This is a genomic window from Providencia heimbachae ATCC 35613 (assembly GCF_001655055.1).
Taxonomy (GTDB): domain Bacteria; phylum Pseudomonadota; class Gammaproteobacteria; order Enterobacterales; family Enterobacteriaceae; genus Providencia; species Providencia heimbachae.
The window spans coordinates 78,660-95,220 of record NZ_LXEW01000011.1 but is presented as its reverse complement, the minus strand read 5'-3'; the positions used below and the strand labels follow the sequence as shown (position 1 = coordinate 95,220).

At 41.0% G+C, this 16,561-nt stretch carries 14 protein-coding genes and 1 riboswitch; of the genes, 11 read left to right on the top strand and 3 right to left on the bottom strand.

The window, feature by feature from the left end; genetic code table 11:
* Positions 1-153 precede the first annotated feature (153 nt).
* Both tkt and rpiB read right to left on the bottom strand, forming a co-directional pair.
* Positions 154-2,151 (bottom strand): transketolase, encoded by a 1,998-nt coding sequence (tkt, locus tag M998_RS02950; protein WP_068907471.1) that lies wholly within the window; start codon positions 2,149-2,151, stop codon positions 154-156.
* Between the two features lie 38 nt (positions 2,152-2,189).
* Positions 2,190-2,642, bottom strand: a complete 453-nt coding sequence (rpiB, locus tag M998_RS02945) for a ribose 5-phosphate isomerase B (protein ID WP_068442977.1) — start codon at positions 2,640-2,642, stop codon at positions 2,190-2,192.
* A 321-nt stretch (positions 2,643-2,963) separates the two neighbouring features.
* On the opposite strand from rpiB, the gene M998_RS02940 reads away from it, so the two are divergent.
* From M998_RS02940 to M998_RS19725, 8 genes are all read left to right on the top strand, one after another.
* Complete coding sequence (locus tag M998_RS02940) at positions 2,964-4,076, top strand: MDR/zinc-dependent alcohol dehydrogenase-like family protein (protein ID WP_068442979.1); 1,113 nt, start codon at positions 2,964-2,966, stop codon at positions 4,074-4,076.
* A 122-nt stretch (positions 4,077-4,198) separates the two neighbouring features.
* Complete coding sequence (locus M998_RS02935; protein ID WP_068442981.1) at positions 4,199-5,470, top strand: MFS transporter; 1,272 nt, start codon at positions 4,199-4,201, stop codon at positions 5,468-5,470.
* Positions 5,471-5,482: 12 nt separating this feature from the next.
* On the top strand, positions 5,483-6,484 hold the full coding sequence (locus tag M998_RS02930; RefSeq protein WP_068442982.1) for a dihydroxyacetone kinase subunit DhaK: 1,002 nt from the start codon (positions 5,483-5,485) through the stop codon (positions 6,482-6,484).
* 11 nt (positions 6,485-6,495) lie between these two features.
* The gene (gene dhaL / locus M998_RS02925; RefSeq protein ID WP_068442984.1) at positions 6,496-7,149 is read left to right on the top strand and encodes a dihydroxyacetone kinase subunit DhaL; all 654 of its coding nucleotides are present in this window, start codon (positions 6,496-6,498) and stop codon (positions 7,147-7,149) included.
* Between the two features lie 287 nt (positions 7,150-7,436).
* Positions 7,437-8,399: a sugar-binding transcriptional regulator gene (locus M998_RS02920; protein ID WP_068442986.1), complete on the top strand. Its 963-nt coding sequence runs from the start codon at positions 7,437-7,439 to the stop codon at positions 8,397-8,399.
* A gap of 79 nt (positions 8,400-8,478) precedes the next feature.
* A riboswitch (Fluoride riboswitch) is annotated at positions 8,479-8,547 on the top strand.
* A gap of 121 nt (positions 8,548-8,668) precedes the next feature.
* Positions 8,669-9,049 (top strand): fluoride efflux transporter CrcB, encoded by a 381-nt coding sequence (crcB, locus tag M998_RS02915; RefSeq protein WP_068442990.1) that lies wholly within the window; start codon positions 8,669-8,671, stop codon positions 9,047-9,049.
* Between the two features lie 100 nt (positions 9,050-9,149).
* Entirely contained in the window at positions 9,150-10,298 is a 1,149-nt protein-coding gene (locus M998_RS02910) for an AAA family ATPase (RefSeq protein ID WP_068907425.1), read from the top strand.
* A 2-nt stretch (positions 10,299-10,300) separates the two neighbouring features.
* The gene (locus M998_RS19725) at positions 10,301-10,759 is read left to right on the top strand and encodes a PIN domain-containing protein (protein ID WP_068907423.1); all 459 of its coding nucleotides are present in this window, start codon (positions 10,301-10,303) and stop codon (positions 10,757-10,759) included.
* Positions 10,760-10,804: 45 nt separating this feature from the next.
* Here the strand turns inward: M998_RS19725 and M998_RS02900 are convergent, their stop codons facing one another.
* Positions 10,805-11,767 (bottom strand): sugar-binding transcriptional regulator, encoded by a 963-nt coding sequence (locus M998_RS02900; protein ID WP_068907422.1) that lies wholly within the window; start codon positions 11,765-11,767, stop codon positions 10,805-10,807.
* 234 nt (positions 11,768-12,001) lie between these two features.
* On the opposite strand from M998_RS02900, the gene dalD reads away from it, so the two are divergent.
* The 3 genes from dalD to M998_RS02885 all read left to right on the top strand — a co-directional run bounded on the left by dalD (position 12,002) and on the right by M998_RS02885 (position 16,253).
* Positions 12,002-13,390, top strand: coding sequence for a D-arabinitol 4-dehydrogenase (dalD, locus tag M998_RS02895; RefSeq protein WP_068907420.1), 1,389 nt, complete (start codon positions 12,002-12,004; stop codon positions 13,388-13,390).
* Between the two features lie 11 nt (positions 13,391-13,401).
* Positions 13,402-14,868, top strand: a complete 1,467-nt coding sequence (xylB, locus tag M998_RS02890; RefSeq protein ID WP_068443001.1) for a xylulokinase — start codon at positions 13,402-13,404, stop codon at positions 14,866-14,868.
* A gap of 92 nt (positions 14,869-14,960) precedes the next feature.
* Entirely contained in the window at positions 14,961-16,253 is a 1,293-nt protein-coding gene (locus M998_RS02885) for an MFS transporter (RefSeq protein ID WP_068907418.1), read from the top strand.
* Positions 16,254-16,561 lie beyond the last annotated feature (308 nt).

Genomic DNA, 16,561 nt, shown 5'->3' with positions numbered 1-16,561 from the left:
TATGCTCCCCGAGATTTATGTGACTAGGGTTAGTCTCTGTAATTTAAACTCTTTAGAGAGTGAATTTAATTTTTTATTAAATATTAATAAAGCCGAATAACGAATAATTATTCGGCTTTATTATATTATTGCTAAGCGGAGAGTTATTTATTATTAAGGTTTTAATAAAGAAATAGACATATTTATTAAATTATCAACAGTAAATCCGAAGTGACTAAATAATTTATCAGCGGGAGCAGATTCACCAAAACTATTCATGCCCATAATTAACCCATCAAGACCAACATATTTTCGCCAATAATCCGCTTTAGAGGCTTCAATTGCAATGCGGTGCCGAACATGATTAGGTAAAACCGCCTCTTTATATTCATCAGACTGTTGATCAAAATAATCAGTAGAGGGCATCGATATTACGTTGACTTGATATCCTTGAGTGGTTAAGTGTTGCCAAGCTTCTATTGCAAGTGAGATCTCTGAGCCCGTTGCAATGAGTAATAGTTGGGGCATTACACTATTACTGCGTAGGATATATCCACCGCGTTCAATATTAGCAAGCTGTGCTTCTGTTCGTGAATATTGAGTAAGATCTTGGCGGGAAAGTACTAAAGCTGTGGGCTTATCTTGACTTAAAATAGCCTGTTGCCATGCGACTACGGTTTCTACTTGGCAGCATGGACGCCATACAGATAAATTTGGCGTTGCGCGTAAAGAAGTCAGTTGCTCAACGGGCTGGTGGGTTGGACCATCTTCACCTAATCCAATCGAATCATGGGTATATACCAATATTTGCGGTATTTTCATCAATGCAGCCATGCGAACCGCATTTTGTGCATATTCAGAAAACATCAAAAAAGTTGCGGTATATGGGCGAAAGCCTCCGTGCAGCGCGATGCCATTTGCGATAGCAGTCATACCGAATTCTCTCACACCATAATGAATATAATTTCCGGTAGGATCTTTATTAATTGGCCTAGAGCCTGCCCAATAAGTTAAGTTACAGGGTGCTAGATCAGCAGAACCGCCAATTAATTCAGGGAGTAAAGGCCCAATAATATTTAATGTGTTTTGTGAAGCTTTGCGTGTAGCAACGGCGGTTGGATTTTCATTCAATTGTTGAATGTATTGAGTTATTGAGGGCGCAAATAAATCAGGTAATTGCCCAGAGATCCGTTGTTGCAGCTGGGTTGAAAGCTCTGGATACTGTTTTGTATATTCTCGCAGAGCTTGTTCCCAACGTAATTGCTCTTCAGCACCCTGTTCTAGTGCGCTCCATGCTTGATAAATATCATCCGGAATATTGAATGGCTTATGCTTCCAATTCAATTGATTACGGGTTAATGCGATTTCTTCAGTGCCTAATGGCGCACCATGGGAATTTGCAGAGCCCGCCTTATTGGGTGAGCCATAACCAATCTGAGTTCGACAAATAATTAGTGTTGGCTTTGATGATTGCTGATGGGCTTGTTCAAGGGCATCTTTGATAGCCTGACGTGAGTGGCCATCAATACGCTTAATCACGTTCCATCCATAGGATTCAAAACGTTTTGCTGTGTTATCGGTAAACCAACCTTTTGTTTCGCCATCAATCGAAATTTGGTTGTCATCATAGAAGGCTATCAGTTTATTAAGCTTAAGCGTGCCTGCTAGGGAGCAAGCCTCATGAGAGATCCCTTCCATTAAGCAACCATCACCGAGAAAAACATAAGTATGATGGTCAACAACAGGAAATCCGGGACGGTTAAAAGTTGCCGCTAGGGTTTTTTCTGCAATAGCCATTCCTACAGCATTAGCTATCCCCTGGCCAAGTGGTCCCGTGGTCGTTTCAACGCCTGGGGTATAGCCTAATTCAGGGTGCCCCGGTGTTTTAGAATGTAATTGCCTAAATTGCTTTAAATCATCAATTGATAAGTCATAGCCACTCAGATGCAGCAAGCTATACAGCAACATAGAAGCATGACCATTAGATAAAACAAAACGGTCACGGTTTGGCCAGTTTGGATTGACTGGATTATGTTTTAGATAGTCACGCCAAAGGACTTCTGCAATATCTGCCATGCCCATAGGTGCACCAGGATGGCCTGAATTAGCCAGTTGAACTGCATCGATAGCAAGAAAACGAATTGCATTTGCAAGTTCATTTTGTGTCTGTATTGTCATCACTCACTCCTGAAAATATCCAGTAGGTTGAATTAGCGCTCTCCATTTTCATATTCATTGATCCGCGCCACTTTAGGGGCTGAGCGGCCTCCGTCATAGTGAGAAGTAAGCCATGTATCCACAATGACTTTGGCTAATTCGGGACCAATAACACGAGCGCCAAAAGTAATAATTTGAGCATCATTACTTTTTTGGGCTCGTTCAGCGGAGTAGGTGTCATGACAAAGCGCGGCGCGAATACCGGTAACTTTATTTGCGACGATAGACATTCCAATACCTGTACCACAAATCAAAATACCGCGTTGATGCTTCCCTTGCTTTATTGAAGTGGCAACAGCATGGGCAACATCCGGGTACATTTCATCTTCAATACCGGTATTTAAACAGTAGTCGGTGACGTCATAGTTAAGTGCTTCCAAATGGGCTTTGATCAAATCTTTCATTTCAAAAGCTGCATCATCAGCGCCAATAGCAATAGATAGCATGATTGAGATCCTTTTTGAACATTTGTTCAGTGATTATTCATATGTACTGACTAGAAAATAAGATCTAATGAACAAATAATCAATAGCTGACCATATGTTTTTATCTTTTCAGTGATCTAATTTGTGATGTATGGCATTAAAAACAGTTTTTTTATGTAAAATTGCAATTAATGCACATTTAATGGTGCATTTGTAAGAATGTTTGCACTCAATCACACTTTGACAATCTACTTATGGGCAAGCATTGATAAAAGAGGGTATGGTTTATTTGTATTGATAGTGAACTTATGTTCATTTCGCAAAACCACTGAGGATAAAACAATGTGTAAACACTGTGATTCAAAAGCAACTATGAGCGAAGGCATCCCAGAAAAAATGAAAGCCGTTGTTGCTTACGCGCCAAAAGATTATCGATTAGAAACGGTTGATGTTCCAACTATCAGCGAAGAAGAAATATTAATTCGCGTTGAAGCTTGCGGTATATGTGCCGGTGATGTGAAGGCCTTTGAAGGTGCGCCAAGTTTTTGGGGGGATGAAGAGCAACCTGCCTATATTAAAGCACCGATGATCCCAGGCCATGAGTTTATTGGTCATGTTGTTGGTTTTGGTTCAAAAGTAGAAGGATTTGCACTGGGCGATCGTGTTATTTCAGAGCAAATCGTGCCTTGCTGGGAATGTCGCTTCTGTAAACGTGGTGAATATTGGATGTGTGAGAAGCATGATTTATATGGTTTTCAAAATAATGTGAATGGCGGTATGGCGCAATATATGAAGTTCACAAAAGAAGCCATTAACTACCATGTGCCTGTTGATATGCCAATTGAAGATGCCATTTTAATCGAACCTTATGCTTGTTCGTTACATGCGGTACAGCGGGCTAACGTCAAATTGGGTGATGTCGTCGTACTGTCAGGTGCTGGCACATTAGGTCTTGGCATGATAGGCGCAATCAAAAAATCAGGTGCAGGAAAAATAGTTGTATTGGATTTATTTGATAAACGCCTTGAATTAGCCAAAGAATTTGGTGCGGATATTGTTTTGAATCCAAAACGTGATGACGTCGATAAAATCGTCAAAGGCATGACGGAAGGTTATGGTTGCGATATTTACATCGAAGCAACCGGTGCACCGAAATCGGTAGAACAGGGACTTAAAATGATCCGTAAACTCGGAACATTTGTTGAGTTTTCGGTATTTAAAGATCCTGTAACAGTGGATTGGAGCATCATCAGTGACCGTAAAGAACTGGATTTGTTAGGCTCTCACCTTGGGCCGTATTGTTACCCATTAGTCATTGAAGGCATTGGAAATGGTGATTTCCCCACCAAAGGCGTGGTAACTGATATTTTGCCATTAGATCAATTTGCCGAAGGTTTTTCGATGATGGCGAAAGGTGATCCGCATATTAAAGTGGTTCTCGACCCGAACCTGTAATGCTTTATTGGATATAAAAAATATTGGATTAAAAAATATAAAAATTGGACCTGAATAATTTTACCCAGCGAAGGCATCCTACTCAGGTCCAAACCCAGCGAACAAGCACTGAGGTTAACGGTATGATAATCAATAAATTGTCTAAAGTAACGGGTTTTTCACCAAAGTTGCTGCTTGGCTACTTTGGTGTACTGATCTTTATGATGGGGGAAGGGCTAGAGCAAGGCTGGTTATCTCCTTTTATTATTAGTCGGGGTATGACCATTGAAGAGTCATCCTTACTATTTAGTGTCTATGGTTTTTGTGCCGCAGTTGCCGCTTGGCTTTCAGGGGTACTTGCTGAAATTTATACCGCACGAAGAGTGATGATTTTCGGCTTTGTCATGTTTGTCATTGGCTCAGTAATCTTCTTATCTGTTGGATTACCAAGTAATAGTCTATCCATCATGATCCCAACCTATGCGCTTCGTGGCTTTGGTTATCCAATGTTTGCTTATGGCTTCCTTGTTTGGGTTGCGTATGAAGCCCCGGTTAAAAAACTGGGTTCTGCCGTAGGTATGTTTTGGTTTGTTTACAGTGGCGGGTTAGGCGTACTCGGCGTGATGTATTCCAGTTATGCATTACCTGTTATGGGGGAAATGGCAACGCTGTGGAGTGGGTTAATTTTTGTCACTATCGGGGCATTTATTGCCATCGCATTGAATCGAAATTCTGTGGGTGATGTCGATATAAAACCAAAAGAAAAAGTTTCACTCAGCTACTTATTTAAAGGTATCACCATTGCATTTGAGAACCCTAAAATCGGTTTAGGGGGGATAGTGAGAACAATCAATACGTCAGCCGCTTATGGCTTTGTGATCTTTATGCCAATGTTTCTTGCTGATTTTGGATATTCACGAACTGAATGGTTGCATATTTATGCTGCCCTTTGGACAGTCAACATCGCCTTTAACTTGATTTTCGGTGTGGTGAGTGACCGTATTGGTTGGCGTAATATTGTGATTTGGTTCGGATGTGTGGGCTGTATGGTTTGTACACTGATGTTTTATTACGTACCGTATTACTTTGGTCACAATTATCTTTTAATGATGATTGCTGCGGGATTATTTGGAGCCTGCCTTGCCGGATACGTGCCACTGTCTGCCATTATGCCAACATTAGCACCTGAAAATAAAGGTGCAGCAATGTCAGTGCTTAATCTGGGTGCAGGTTTAAGTACTTTTGTCGGCCCTGCACTCGTTGGACTGTTTATTGGTAGTTTAGGGGCGCTTGGTGTGATTTGGATATTCACTGGTCTTTATTTTATCAGTGCAATATTGATGAGCTTTATCACTGTGCCTAAAGAACTCCTTGAACAGCCAGAAAATGTACAGCTAACACCAGAAAATAAATAAAATGAGGGAATTATGAACAGAATCATTAATGAACCTGATCTTGTTGTTGAAGATGCAATTCAAGGCTATTTGAAAGCACATCCTGAATATTTTGCTGAAACAGATAATGCACGAGTTTTAAAATATCCAAAGGTGCCAATTCAAGGGAAAGTGGGGATTGTGACGGGTGGGGGTTCAGGGCATGAGCCAGCCTTTCTTGGTTATGTTGGTGAAAATATGCTCGATGCCGTGGCGATTGGTGAAATTTTCTCATCGCCAACCGCAGGCGCATTTTTAGATGCGTTTAAAGCGGCTGATAGTGGTGCTGGCGTAGCTTGTCTGTATGGCAACTATGCAGGCGACAATATGAACGTGAAAATGGCGATGAAAAAAGCCGAAAAAGCGGGCATGAAGATTAAAACTGTTGTTGCCACCGATGATGTTGCTTCTGCACCAGCAAATGAGAAAGAAAAGCGCCGTGGTGTTGCTGGTGAGATCCTAATGTGGAAAGTAGGCGCAGCAGCAGCCAGTAAGGGCTATGATCTTGATGGCGTGATTAACGCGGCACAAAAAGCGATTAATAATTGCCATTCTATTGGTGTTGGGCTGACATCTTGTACCATTCCCGCGGTTGGACACCCTAATTTCCATATTGAGGACGGTATGATGGAGTTAGGCATTGGTCACCATGGTGAACCTGGTATCGAGATCATGCCAATTCAATCGGCGGCACAAATGGCTCAAACCATGTTAAAACCTATTCTCGAGGATATGCAGGCTAAACAGGGTGATGAAGTCGTCGTATTGGTTTCAGGACTCGGGGCGACGCCTGTGATGGAGCTGTATATTTATTTTGCGGAAGTTGAAAAGCAACTTAGCGAGAAAGGCGTGCGCATTGTACGTAATTATGTCGGCAATTATTTCACTTCTTTAGAAATGATGGGCGTGACGTTAACATTGATGAAAGTTGATGATGAGCTCAAAACACTGATGGATGTACCCGCTTATTCATTAGGTTTAACACAAGTTAAGTAAAGGAGCTATTTATGCAGGTTATATCAACGGATTGTGGCAAGGAAATTATTCTCGATTTGGTGAATATCGTGGTAACAAATCGTGAATATCTTAGTGATATTGATGGTGCAATAGGTGACGGCGACCATGGTATTAATATGGCAAAAGGATTTAACCTATGTGCAAAAGCGATTGAAGGGCGTGATATTTCACTCGGTGAAGGCTTTGAAGAAATCTCAGATGCGTTGATGGAAGGGATCGGCGGGTCGATGGGGCCATTATACGGCAGTTTTTTCATGGGGATGTCTGATAGCATTTCTGGAAAAGAGACACTCACACAGCAAGATTTCCTGCTGATGCTCCAAAATGGCTTATCAGAGCTGCAAGATATTAGCAGTGCAAATGTGGGGGATAAATGTTTAATGGATACATTAATTCCGGCCATTAACGCATTTGATGCCGCAAATATTGCGGGTAAAAATTTCAAGCAAGCACTTGATGCTATGCAAGCGGCAGCAATAGCAGGTCGTGATTCAACACTTGATTTAATTGCAAAAATTGGCCGCGCCAGTCGTTTGGGAGAGCGTTCTCGTGGAGTACTTGATGCAGGCGCAACATCATGTTGTTTATTATTGTGTCAATTGGCGAAAAGTGTTGAAAAACATGGCGCTTTAGCAAATGCCTAATATCCTTAAATAATGATAACGGTGGATATGTACTCAAAATAAATCGGGGGTATATATCCACGCTATTGTATATGTTGCTTATTAATTGGCACTAAAAACGCTATACTCATCGTACTTCAAGTTACAGGGTCGTTGACTACGCTCAGCGACGCGAATCACCGAGTTACCCATGCTCATCGGCTATCTTCACTTGTCGCCTACATGTAACTTGAATTATTTAGAGTGTATCATTAACACGCATTTATCCTTGTTGCGATTAACATCAATTGAGAGGAATTCATTACTTTATGGATAGATCACAGGCATCTTCTGATATCGAGCTACTCACTGAAATTGCGATAGCTTATTATCGTGATGAAATCACTCAGGAAGAGATCGCCAATAAATTTGGGATATCACGCATCAAGGTAGGGCGCTTACTTAAACGTGCTAAAGAAGAAGGCATTGTGGAAATCAATGTCCGCTACCATCCAATATTTAGTACTCAATTAGAGCAACAACTGCTTTCTCGTTTCCCAATATCCCGAGCATTAATTGCCTTAGATCATCCCGATGAAGAAGAACAGCGCTATCAAGTTGGTACGCTAGTGGCTAATTATTTGTCGACAACCTTAAGAGACAATATGATTGTCACTGTTGGCCAAGGGCGTAATGTGGCTGCTGTTTCTGACAGTGGTGGAGCTGTTCCTGAAAAAGATTGTCGTTTTATTTGTGGTATTGGTGGTACGCATCGACCGGGTGATTCGATTAATGCTGATCATATTAGCCGTCGTTTAGCGAAAAAATTTGGCGGCACGAGTGAAACTCTTTATGCCCCAGCTTATGTTGAAAATAATGAATTAAAACAGTCGTTCATGAAGAATGGCACCATCAAAGAAACCCTTGACCGAGCCCGAAAAGCGGATATTGCACTCATTGGTATTGGTGATATGAATGAAGATAGCTATATGGTTAAACTGGGCTGGTTTACCCCCCGTGAGATTGTTGATGCAAGTTTAAATCAAGGCGTCATTGGGGATATCGCAGGTTATGATTTTTTCAATGCTCAAGGTCAGCACGTTGATACGGTAATGAATGATAGAGTCATTGGTTTAAGTATTGATGAACTAAAAAAAATTCCATGTGTGATTGCCATTGCCTCTGAAACATCGAAATCAATGGCAATAATGGGGGCTTTACGTACTGGCGCTATTGATATTATTGCCACCAGTGCAAGTAATGTGCGTACAATTTTGAAAATGTCCCAATAAACGCGATTTGTGTGTTTTTAAGCATGACATGAAACGCATGTATAAAATTTAATGACATTCCTTATTATTTTATAGTAAATTTATTTGAGGAGATGGCATTCCTCCTATTACAAACCGCCCATTTAGGGCTGATGATGCCTACGTTGACCTTTTCAATCAGTAACATTGATAGGGTGCGTAGGTATTATGCATCCTAAATTTAGGGTATGAATGTAATGGTAAAATATTCCTTTCATTTATTCCCTTCCGACACTTTAAGGGAAGCTTCTATGTATCCAGCACTTATCGCTATCGCCATCGGCTCAGTTTTAGGCGGATGGTTAAGATGGTTTGTTGGTTTAAAACTTAATCATCTCTACCCAAATATTCCACTGGGAACGGTTTTTGTTAATTTGGTTGGTGGCTTTGTGATTGGATTCGCAATTTCTTATTTTGCCAACGCAAATATTAGCCCAGCCTATAAGTTATTTATTGTGACGGGTTTTTGTGGCGCATTTACCACTTTTTCCACCTTTTCGTTGGAAGTCCTTGTGCTTATCCAAGAAGGAAAACTGGGTTTTGCCTTCAGCACAATCGCTATCCATGTGATTGGGGCACTGCTATTCACTTTGCTCGGCATGCTATGTCATAACTGGTTGGCTCAAGGGTGAATTGTATATTTGTCGACTTCGTCTTATATGTAAATTGAGTATCTTGTTCGAGATTAAGCAACTGCTATACTGAAACGATGAGCTAATGAGGAGAAAAGGGATGTTAGGCACACAATTGGAGTTTGAAGGGTTAGTCGGGGTTGGTAAAGTTCAGCTTGAATTACAACCTAATCAACGCGTTTATACACTAATCGGTGTCAATGGGGTAGGGAAAACCAAAACGTTGGAAGCATTGTTTCAGGTGATGTTTTTTAGTAATCAGATGGTTGATAATTCACTTTCTAATATGTTGAAAATCTATTTTAGATTTAGGCAGGTGCGAGAAAATCAACCGAATGGCTTCAATGTACTGATACCTAAAGAAAATACCGAAGCCACATATTGGAATTTTTCAAATGAAGGTGTCAAAAAAAATTTTTCATCATTTGCTCATCAATCACCGATTGTTTACCTTGGTGCTCAAGCTCGTGGGGCGATAAACGAAAAAAACAACATTAGCACAGGCTCGTTAGGTGATTTAAACCATAGACGTGAAGAATACTTTACTAACCTAGTAAAACAAATGGAGTCTGAATTTGGTTCGATGAATATGGCAACCAACATTCAAGAATGGTTTATTCAAATCGCCCGTTCGTCGAATCCATACCAAAGCTCAGAAGATAACCGCCAAATCGAAATTAAAACCGTATTGCGTTTATTGCATGATATTGATAAACGCATCGATCCTGATTATTTAGAAATAGGTGGAGATGACCGAGTTAGCTTAAAAATAGATGGACGAAAATTGCAGTTAAGTCAGTTGAGTTCTGGTTTTACCTCGATTTTAAAACTTATTCAATCCATTGTTTCGGGTTATGGTTATTTTACTAATGAAACTAACCTAAATAATATAAAAGGTATTGTTTTCATCGATGAAATAGAAAGCCATCTTCATTTGTCATGGCAAGCTAATATTATTCCTTTGCTTAAGAAATTGTTCCCGAAAACCACGTTTTATGTCACAACTCACTCTTCAGTTGTTCTTTCTCAGTTGCAAGAAGGGGAAGCGTATGAACTTCAACGTGATAAAGATGATGGCATAGTTAAAAGCCGTTTAATTCCATCCCCGAATAAAGCGGCTTTTGCCGACATACTTCGAGATGTTTTCCATGTAGATATTAATAAAATTAAATTGGAAAATAGTACGGTGGATGAGCAAAAAAATGCTAAAGACAATCTACTTGCACTATTGAAAAAGCAAGAGGGCTAGTTATGACAAGGAATGTTTTACTCGATACTAACTTATTAGTTGCTGCATTTGACCGTCATGGAACGGCATCTGAAGACATTAAGAATGCCGCAATGACTAAGTTAACAACGCTGTTATCCGACCCTGAAACCAAATTATTTATTACTCCGTTGATACGCTATGAAGTGCTTCGTGGCATAAAATGGCCTGATTCAGATTCCTATAGTTCAATGTGTCGTGTCTTGAATGATTTTCCTGAATTAGAGATCACTCGTAATGTTGCTGAATTATCTGCAAACTTATTCCGTTTCGATACTCATGAAATGGCATTACAGGGAACGGTCACAAAAAATATTGAAAAAAGAAAATTTGATGTATTTCACTATTGTTGCGCCAGTTGCAATGACCTTTATTTAGAATCAAATGATACTGATATTGCAAAAATTGAACAGTTATATCAAAGTTACTTAGGGGCTATTTAACTAAATCAGTCTAAGCGGCAATACAAGCAGCCGCTTAAATTTTCGTTACGCTTTTATCTTGTCATTAGCGAGTAATTTTCGCGCGCAGCTTTCGTCAGTCACCAGCCCTGATACCCATTTACCATTAAGTATCGCTTGGATGGCACTGTGCTTTATTTCTCCACCGGCGAATGCGATGACTGGCTTTTGGGTATGCGCCATGAGCGGGACGCTAGTGTGAGTTTCATCCATTATGGTTGAAAGACGGTCACCATTAGCTTGAATAAAATGCCCCAGCATCTCAGCGGCAACACCATTTTCGAGCAACATATCCACTTGTTCATCGGTGATAAAACCTTCTGAATTTAATGGGCAGCCAATACCAACTTCGCCAATTCCAAGAAAGGTAATATCCGCATTAAGTGCCTTTTCAGTGACTTCTTTATAAACGCGATGTTGGCACCACATGGCTTTATCTTCTGCGCTATCCGCGTATAGCGGAGCAGGTAAGATATAGTGGCGACATTGCAATTTCTCCGCAAAATTTAAAGGAACATCATAGCGAGTGGCTGAACTGTCTCGTGCAATTGCCCCGATCAATGAAACACATTGATGCTGCGGTGTATTGAGGTTAGGTAGTGCATCAATAATACGGCGCAATGTTCTTCCTGAGCCTATACCAATAACTTGTGGTTTTTCTTTATCGATGAGCTGTTCCATTAACTCTGAACCTGCAACAGCAATCATATCTAATATTGACTCAGTATCTAACTCCCCTGAAGGAACAACGTAACAATGCTTAAGCTGGTATTTTTGTTGTATTTCATGAGCTAAGCGTAAGCATTCGGTAATAGGATGTGTTATTTGAACATGTACCATTCCTTGCTCTTTGGCGAGAGAAATCAGACGTTGTGCTACCTGCCTCGACAGCCCTAATTCGTGGGCAATTTCTTGTTGTGTTTTACCCGCTACAAAATATAACCAAGCCGCTCGTGCAGCTTGTTCCATTTTTTTTACTTCTCTTTGCACTTGTGTTCCCTCTTTTTGTTCTTGTCGTAATGGGTCATCGGCTCGCTGAAATAAGCAATTATGGAATATCTAATCTAAACGATATTGTTGTTTTGGGCAAATGCTTATCAAAAGAGCAAATGTCAATATTGTGAGCCTTATCGCAGTAACCTTAAAGGCTTTGAAACTAAAATATAACAAATGGGCATATGCCCGACAAATAAACAATTATCTATATTTTATTGGGGAGTCGCAATGCTAAAACAAAAATCGGTGTGGATGCATATTGGCGCAGGTTCATTTCATCGTGCACACCAAGCTTGGTATTTACATCGTTTGATCCAGCAAGGTGATGATAGTTGGTCAATCGCCTTGGGAAATATTCGTAATGATGCTAATGCATTGCTGGATAATTTAGCCAAGCAAAAAGGCGAGTACACATTAGAAACGGTATCGCCAGAGGGCGAGCGTCATTATGAAAAGATCACTTCAGTCCGTAAAATCTTGCATTGGGATGAACAATTAACCGAGCTAGTAGAGCAAGGCAGTGACAAAGAAACTCGCGTAATTGCCTTTACGGTCACGGAAGGTGGTTATTATTTGACGCCTCAGCATGAACTCGATGTTGAGCAAGGCGATATTAAAGCTGATCTTAATGGTGAAATGCGAACGATTTATGGTGCACTCGCACATATTTTACGCGCCCGTTTAGCACGACATGGTGAGCCGGTGACACTGCTAAATTGTGATAATTTACGCCATAATGGTGAGCGTTTCAGACACGGGTTTTTATCCTTTTTACAGCTAAAAGGGGAATCTGAATTGTATGAATGGGTTAAAAATCAAACTCGTTCACCTAATACCATGGTAGACAGGATCACGCCACGCCCAACACCGGATGTCGCCGAGCGAGTTAAGCAACAAATGGGTTGGGATGATAAAGCACCTGTAATGGGGGAATCTTTTATCCAGTGGGTGATTGAAGATGATTTTATCAACGGGCGTCCAGCACTTGAGAACGTTGATGTTGAAATGGTTGACTCAGTTCTGCCATGGGAAGAAGCAAAAATTCGTATTTTAAATGCGAGTCATAGCTGCATTGCTTGGGCTGGTACATTGATTGGCTTAAATTATATTGATGACAGTACTCGTGAATTACCAATCAAACAAATGGCATGGAACTATGTTACACAAGATGTCATTCCTTCCTTATCACCAAGTCCGTTAGATTTAGCACAATATCGTGATGTGGTATTAGCGCGTTTTGGTAACCCATATATAAAAGATACTAATCAACGTGTTGCAGCTGATGGGTTATCAAAAATCCCCGGATTTATCACGCCAACCTTGCAGGAATGTTACGGCAGAAACCAAATTCCAGCCGCAACGGCAGTATTACCGGCATTATTTTTTGTTTTCCTAACCCGTTGGGCGCAAGGTCAATTACCTTATGAATACCAAGATGGTGTGCTTGATGTGGCCTATTATCAAAAACTAATGAATTCAGATAATGCCCTCGATAAATTTGTTGCAGATGAAACGTTGTTTGGTGCATTAGCAAATTCCGCTGAATTTCATGGGTTAATGAAAAGTACAGTGATACACATCGAAAATTGGCTGAAATCGCCAGAACAACTGTTGTAGGAGGGAAAGCTATGTATCTTGGAATTGATCTAGGTACTTCTGAGCTTAAAGCGGTGCTGATTGATGGACAAGGAAATATTGTTGCATCGAGTCATATGGCCCTGACTGTACAGCGCCCCCATCCGCAATGGGCAGAGCAATCCCCCGATAGCTGGTGGGAAGCCACGAATGCAGTTGCTGCGACATTACGTCAAAAAGCCCCTGAGGCGTGGGCGGCGGTGAAGGCTATTGGCTTATCAGGCCAGATGCACGGTGCGGTATTGCTTGATCAGCAAAGTGAAGTGTTACGTGATTGTATTCTTTGGAATGACACTCGCAGTGCCGATGAATGTAATTGGTTAATGGAACATCATCCTGAATTTTTAACTATTGGCGCCAATATGGTAATGCCTGGTTTTACTGCGCCAAAATTATTATGGGTTGCCCGCCATGAACCTGACATTTTCAACAAAATAGGTAAGGTTTTACTGCCTAAAGACTATTTACGTTGGAAAATGACAGATGAATTCGTCAGTGAAATGTCAGATGCATCAGGGACGATGTGGCTTGATGTGGCCAAGCGTGATTGGTCGGATGAATTACTTACAGCCACTAATTTGACTCGGGAACAGATGCCATCGCTGGTGGAGGGTTCTGAAAAAAGCAGTGTATTGAGAGCTGATCTCGCATCTCAATGGGGATTAAGTGCTGAGGTGATTATTGCGGGTGGAGGGGGGGATAATGCCGCCTCTGCAGTGGGTGTCGGTGCAATCAATGAAGGGGATGCATTGATTTCATTAGGTACATCCGGTGTGATTTTTGTTGTCAATAATCAACTACAAGCTGCACCCCATAATGGGGTGCATGCATTTGCCCATGCTTTACCGAATCGTTGGCATCAAATGAGCGTTATGCTCAGTGCTGCCAATTGTTTGCGCTGGGTATGTCAATTGTTATCTACCACTGAAAATCAATTAATGGATGAGATTGGGCAACTTAGTGAAATGCAAAAGAAACAAGCACCGGTTTTTTTGCCATATCTTTCTGGGGAGAGAACGCCACATAATGACCCTTATGCTACCGGATCATTTTTTGCGCTCAAAAATGAAACGACGCGAGCTCAATTAGGCTATGCAGTTATTGAAGGCGTCACATTCGGTCTTGCTGATGGTATGCAAGTCCTAAAAGAAACCGGTACGCAGGTGAGTCAGTGCAGCTTGACTGGCGGTGGCGCACGCAGCCCCATTTGGGCACAACTGATCGCCGATGTGATGGATATTCCGATAGTGACACATCCTGCGAGCTCTTCTGGTGCTCTGGGTGCTGCACGCTTAGGCTGGTTAGCCGATGGTGGTAATCAAGATGCCGTATGTCGTAAGCCGGATGTACTCAGTAGATTTATACCATGTGCGGAGAATCAAGGTTGGCTGAGCCAACGATTAGAGGTATTTAGACTGCTATATAAGCAGCAAAAGCAGGCGAGAGCATTGATGCCTTAATTGGCCAGTAACGGCAGCTGATTTACCCTACGATGCTGCCGTTACATTATTCGTCCGAGTAAAACAACAATTTAAAATATGAGGAAACTGCAATGGAGCAAAAGCAGTATTGGCTTGGATTACCTAAGCATTTGTTCTGGGGATTTATCGCTATCGCTATCTTTATGAGTGGTGATGGTTTTGAAATGGCCTTTTTATCGAAACATATTACGGATCTTGGCTTTACACCGACACAATCAGCCATGGTGTTTACTGTCTATGGGTTGATGGCCGCCGTAGCTGCTTGGGCATCTGGTGTTGTGGCTGAAATTATCACGCCCCTCAAAGCGATGATGATTGGTTTTATTTTGTGGATAGTCATGCATATCTTTTTTATGGCATTTGGCCTTGGCATGAAAAGCTACTCGATGATGTTGCTGTTTTATGGCATTCGTGGTTTGGCTTATCCGCTGTTTATCTATTCATTTATGATGATGTTAGTTCAGGTTATTCCTCGTGCACACCTTGCGGCGGCAACAGGTTGGTTCTGGGCAATGTATTCTGTTGGTATCGGTGTTATTGGTAGCTATTTGCCGAGTTTCTCGATCCCTTATATGGGGGAAACAGGCACACTATGGATGGCAATCGGTTGGGTGGCGATAGGGGGCGTTATTGCCTACTTTAGTTTGCGTAACATACCGGTAGACCGCTCAAAGGTGAATTTACCAATGAAGGATAAGATGGCAGAATTATCACGCGCTGCGACCATCTTGTTTACCAATAAAAATATTCTTATGGCGAGCATTATTCGTATTGTTAATACCATTTCATTGTTTGGTTTTGCCATTATTATGCCTTTGCTGTTTGTTGATCGCTTGGGCTTCACAATTTCAGAATGGCTACAAATTTGGGCGGTATTCTTCTTTGTGACAATTTTTACCAATATTTTTTGGGGAATTATTGGCGAGCATATTGGTTGGATCCGTCAGGTAAGATGGTTTGGTTGCTTAGGCATGGCAGTATCGAGTTTAATGTTCTACTACTTACCTGTCTATTTTGGTCATAACTTCGCAATCGCGCTGATCCCTGCAATTATGTTAGGTATTTTTGTCGCTGCATTTGTCCCAATGACGGCAGTATTCCCAAGTATTGAGCCTCATCATAAAGGCGCGGCGGTATCGATTTATAACCTATCTGCGGGGTTGAGTAATTTTGCGGCTCCTGCAATTGCTAGCTTAGTATTACCATTCTTCGATATTGTTGGTGTGGTATGGGCTTATACAGGGTTGTATATATTTGCAGGTATTCTTACTTTCTTTATCAAGGTTCCTCAACCAGGGTTTGAGAATAACCGAAAAATAAAGACAGCAACAATTTCAGCGGAGCAGCAAACAATTAACCACTAGTTAATCGTACGGGCTATTTTTAAAACCTTATAGATTGAATATATCTATAAGGTTTTTTTGTATGCAATATCCTTGGGCTCTAACATATAAAAACATTCAAATTTAAGCCTTATTAGGCTAAAGGGCTTTACGCCCTTTATGCTGAGATTTAAAGCGAAAATCGTTATCTTTAAAATAAAGTGGAATATCTTTAGTTAAAGTAAAAATTAATCATATTTATAGTGAGATTGTCGTAGTGATGAAGTGAATTATTGAAAATACCCGGCTAGGCAAAAGAATATAATTTTATGGGTTAAATAATAATCTAA

Coding starts and splice junctions, on each gene's coding strand:
- rpiB (WP_068442977.1), bottom strand. CDS start 2,642: ATGCTATCTATTGCTATTGGCGCTGATGATGCAGCTTTTGAAATGAAA.
- M998_RS02940 (WP_068442979.1), top strand. CDS start 2,964: ATGTGTAAACACTGTGATTCAAAAGCAACTATGAGCGAAGGCATCCCA.
- M998_RS02935 (WP_068442981.1), top strand. CDS start 4,199: ATGATAATCAATAAATTGTCTAAAGTAACGGGTTTTTCACCAAAGTTG.
- M998_RS02930 (WP_068442982.1), top strand. CDS start 5,483: ATGAACAGAATCATTAATGAACCTGATCTTGTTGTTGAAGATGCAATT.
- dhaL (WP_068442984.1), top strand. CDS start 6,496: ATGCAGGTTATATCAACGGATTGTGGCAAGGAAATTATTCTCGATTTG.
- M998_RS02920 (WP_068442986.1), top strand. CDS start 7,437: ATGGATAGATCACAGGCATCTTCTGATATCGAGCTACTCACTGAAATT.
- crcB (WP_068442990.1), top strand. CDS start 8,669: ATGTATCCAGCACTTATCGCTATCGCCATCGGCTCAGTTTTAGGCGGA.
- M998_RS02910 (WP_068907425.1), top strand. CDS start 9,150: ATGTTAGGCACACAATTGGAGTTTGAAGGGTTAGTCGGGGTTGGTAAA.
- M998_RS19725 (WP_068907423.1), top strand. CDS start 10,301: ATGACAAGGAATGTTTTACTCGATACTAACTTATTAGTTGCTGCATTT.
- dalD (WP_068907420.1), top strand. CDS start 12,002: ATGCTAAAACAAAAATCGGTGTGGATGCATATTGGCGCAGGTTCATTT.
- xylB (WP_068443001.1), top strand. CDS start 13,402: ATGTATCTTGGAATTGATCTAGGTACTTCTGAGCTTAAAGCGGTGCTG.
- M998_RS02885 (WP_068907418.1), top strand. CDS start 14,961: ATGGAGCAAAAGCAGTATTGGCTTGGATTACCTAAGCATTTGTTCTGG.